The sequence below is a fragment of the Arthrobacter sp. P1_A5 genome, from assembly GCF_056406825.1.
This window is the reverse complement of the sequence record NZ_JBFTZL010000268.1, coordinates 1-3717: the sequence shown is the minus strand read 5'-3', so window position 1 is coordinate 3717 and position 3717 is coordinate 1. Positions and strand designations below refer to the sequence as shown.

The following is a 3717-nucleotide window of genomic DNA, read 5'->3' as shown; positions in this document are numbered from 1 at the left end:
GTCCAAGGCCACCCTGGCCGCAATGGAGGCGCTCGCCGGGGGAACAAACGGCGCGGCCCCGGGCCGGCGCTTCGTGGCCGGGTGGCCGGAGGAAGGCCCCAACCCGACACCCAACGCCGCCGCCAGCCCCGACCACCCACTGTTCGGCCAGACCGTGGTGTTCACCGGCGAACTGGCAATTCCCCGCCCCGAAGCAAAGGTCCGTTCCGCAGAGCTCGGCGCCAGGCCTGAAAGCCGGGTGACAGCCCGTACTACCGTTCTGGTGGTGGGCGACGGCTTTGTGGCCGCGGACCTGCGCTCCGGCCGGTTGACAGGCAAGGCGCGCCGCGTCCTGGAACTGCACGAACGCGGGCAACGCATCGAGGTCCTGTCCGAGGGCGAATTCCTCCAGATGGTCGGCGGACATCTGGCTGCCGCACCTGCCTGACCCGGCCCCGCCTGTCGGGGTCCTGCCTGTCCGGCGGTCACACGGCGCAACAATCATTCCTCCCACGGCGCGCCCGCTCGTAGCCTTGGCGGATGAGCAAACCCACGGATGCACAGGTCCCCACAGCGCCGGCCAAGTCAGCGCCGTCGGCGTCAATGCCGGCGGACTCGGCGCCCGCGAAGTCAGCACCGGCGACGCGCGGAATTGACTGGCATCGGGTGTTCGCGTTTCCGAACCCGGTGAATGAGTACGCCGCCCGCATCACCGCGGCCCTGGTGGTGGCGCTGTCCGCCGTGACCCTGCTGACCGGTTTCGGGTGGGGGCTCGCCGTCATCGCGGCCGGTTTCTGGCTGCGCGTGCTGTTCGGTCCCCGGATCTCGCCCCTGGCCCAGCTCTCGGTCAAGGTCCTGACGCCCTGGCTCGGGCGGACCCGTCTTGTCCCCGGTCCGCCCAAGCGGTTCGCCCAGGGCATCGGCGCTGCCGTGTCGACGGCGTCGGCGGTGCTGCTGGCCGCCGGCCTCGCTCCGGCGGCGTGGGTGCTGCTCGCCGTGCTGATCGCCGCCGCGTCCCTTGAGGCGTTCGCCGGGTTCTGCCTCGGCTGCACCATTTTCGGCTTCCTGCAGCGCCGCGGGCTCATCCCCGAGGACGTCTGCGAAGCCTGCAACAACATCTCGCTCCGCGGCGCCTAGGATCCGGGGCGCTTAGGTCCGCGGCGCCTGGGTTCCGCCGAAGCGGCCGCCAGGGCTGGGCATGTCCTTGGGTGCGCTGCCGCCAGGGGACATGTCCTCCGGAGGCTCTGACGGGTGGACATGGTGGCAATATGTCCAGTCCCCGCCGCCGGAAATGGGCATGTCCTGAGGATACCGCGGCCTGGGGATGGACATGTCCTTCGAGCCATGGGGCGACCGGACATGTCCCTGGGTGCGCTGCCGTCAGGGGCGGAAATGTCCTCCGGAGGTTCTGACGGGTGACATGGTGGCAATATGTCCAGTCCCCGCCGCCGGAAATGGGCATGTCCTGAGGATGCCGCGGCCAGGGCGGGGCATGTCCTCTGGAGGCTCTGACGGGTGGACATAGTGGCAATATGTCCAGTCCCCGCCGCCGGAAATGGGCATGTCCTGAGGATGCCGCGGCCAGGGATGGGCATGTCCTTCGCGGCGGGGCGGTACGGGGCATGTCCTTCGCGGCGGGGCGGTACGGGGCATGTCCCGCGGAAAAGCCGGGCCGCGGCTTCCGGACGCAGCTGGCTGCGTTGCGCAAATGCCGGAGACTCGACACCTGGCGTGCACTGGCCCGGCCGARTGTTGGCCGCCGAAGCTATGAGCCAGTGACGGCGGCCAGCTTCGAGGCCATGCCCCGGATGACCTCCGGCGCCTGCAGCGCCGCCAGCCAGTCTGCCGGCAGGCACCGCTCGCCGTAGAACGCGCCCAGGATGTTCCCGGCGATCGACGCCGTCGAATCGCTGTCCCCGCTGTGGTTCACCGCCACCGCGATCGCGGCACGGAAATGCGTCTGGGCGGGGTCGGTCCCGGCAGCGTCCGCAGTCCCGGTGTCCGCCGTCCCMGTTCCTGTCCCGGTTCCCGGGGCTGTGGCCAGCACGGCGTACAGCGCGACGGCGAGGGCTTCCTCGGCCACCCACCCCTCGCCGAGTTCGCCAACCAGGTCCTCGGGGCTGAGCACGTCTCCGCCGCCGGGCAGGTTTCCGGCCAACCGCAGGGCCGCCTGCAGCCGCGCCACCACTTCCGGATCCGGATTTTCGCCCTTGCGCAGGATGCCGCCGAGCAGCTGCCCGAGGGCGGATTCCGCCGCTTCGCGCAGCCCGTGGCCGGAGGACAGGGCATGGATGAGAAGGCTGAAAACTCCGGCGCTCTGCCGTGCCGCGGGGTGGCCGTGCGTCAGGGACGCGGCATCGGCGCTGAGCTTATAGACCGTTTCCGCTTCGAGGTGGGGGATCAGGCCGAAAGGCGCCGACCGCATCACGGTGCCGCAGCCCTTCGAATCCGGATTGACCGGGCGCTTCACGGTACCCATCTCGCCCGTGGCCAGTCCGCTCAGGCACGCGTTGCCGGGCGAGCGCCGGCTCTTCAGGACATCCTGGGCATCGATCCAGCGCGGCGGCTGGAACGGGGCCGACGCCGGCACGGCGACGCCCTGGGTGCCCAGCCAGCGCAGGTACGCGAGCCACAAGCACGCGTTGATGTCCGCCGCCACGCCGTCGTTGGCCCATTCCAGCGCCTCGAGGAGGCCGTCGGCGGTGTACAGCGTCATTTGCGTGTCGTCCGAAAACGGGCTGCCGGCGTCGAGCGCGGAAAAATCCTGCAGGCCTGCGGGGCCGAACCGGGCGCGGATGGCGGAAATGCTGTCGAACTCGACGGCGTAGCCCAGCGAATCTCCGAGCGCGCCGCCCAGCAGGCAGCCGTGGATGCGCGAGCCGTGGGCAGGGGAGTGTGGCTGGCCGGGTGATGGGGCGGGTGCGGGGCTGGTCCCGGGCTCGGTGCTCATGCCCTCAAATTTACCCGGCGCTGCACCGCACCCCGCAATGCCGGCGCCCGCCGGGGACTTAGCGTCGCCGCCTGGGTGCCGGGCGGCGGCGGATGCGGAAGGCCGGTAGGGTGCTGGTAGGACCCGTCCAGCGGTCAGACGAGGCAACCGCCGGCGCCGTACCGCCGGGCAGCGGAGGAAACGAATGCGCGAACCAGCGTGGCGGAAGACCGGGACCACCCCCGACTACAGGTTCTCCCTGGCCAACGAGCGGACGTTCCTGGCCTGGATCCGCACGTCCCTGGCCCTGATTGCCGGAGCCCTGGCGATCGACCAGCTGGCCCCGGAGATCGCGCCCGGCCCCGTGCGGATCGTGTTGTGCGTCATCCTCGCGTTCCTGGGCGCGGGCCTGGCCGCCCTGTCCTACCACCGGTGGGGTCTCATGGAGGCTGCCATGCGGAACAACAGGGAGTTGCCGTTCTCCGCAGTGATGCTGGTGATGACCATCGGCGTTGCGGCTGCGGCCCTGGTGTTCGCGGTCCTGATCCTGGTGGCGAGGTGAAACCGGCTGCGGTCAGGGACCCTGGGCTGCAGCCCGAGCGGACCTCCCTGGCCTGGCGCCGGACGTTGCTGGCCCTCATCGTGGCGGACCTGCTGGTCTGGCGCAGCTGGGCGCTCGCAGGGTCCCGGGGCGGCGCTGCGGGTCCTGTTGATTTCCTTGGTCTCTGCGCGCTGGCCGCTATGGCCGCGACGCTGGTCCTGGGTGTGTGCGTGCTGGTCCGCGGGCGCGAGCTCCGGCGGTCCAACGC

Annotated in this window: 5 protein-coding genes; 4 read left to right on the top strand and 1 reads right to left on the bottom strand. The window is 70.8% G+C overall.

The annotated features are described in order from the left end of the window. The coding region (locus AC1D1S_RS20055) for a BRCT domain-containing protein (protein ID WP_476995313.1) at positions 1-427 on the top strand (427 nt) is incomplete at its 5' end. 92 nt (positions 428-519) lie between these two features. After that, the gene (locus tag AC1D1S_RS20050; protein ID WP_476943388.1) at positions 520-1116 is read left to right on the top strand and encodes a DUF4395 domain-containing protein; all 597 of its coding nucleotides are present in this window, start codon (positions 520-522) and stop codon (positions 1114-1116) included. A 628-nt stretch (positions 1117-1744) separates the two neighbouring features. On the opposite strand, the gene AC1D1S_RS20045 is transcribed toward AC1D1S_RS20050, so the two are convergent. After that, positions 1745-2929 (bottom strand): ADP-ribosylglycohydrolase family protein, encoded by a 1185-nt coding sequence (locus AC1D1S_RS20045; RefSeq protein ID WP_476995312.1) that lies wholly within the window; start codon positions 2927-2929, stop codon positions 1745-1747. Positions 2930-3113: 184 nt separating this feature from the next. On the opposite strand from AC1D1S_RS20045, the gene AC1D1S_RS20040 reads away from it, so the two are divergent. Together AC1D1S_RS20040 and AC1D1S_RS20035 are read left to right on the top strand one after the other, a co-directional pair. Beyond that, on the top strand, positions 3114-3470 hold the full coding sequence (locus AC1D1S_RS20040) for a YidH family protein (protein ID WP_028277508.1): 357 nt from the start codon (positions 3114-3116) through the stop codon (positions 3468-3470). Then, positions 3467-3717, top strand: a 251-nt coding sequence (locus AC1D1S_RS20035; protein WP_476995311.1) for a DUF202 domain-containing protein, incomplete at its 3' end; no start/stop codon positions are given. The genes AC1D1S_RS20040 and AC1D1S_RS20035, both read left to right, overlap by 4 nt.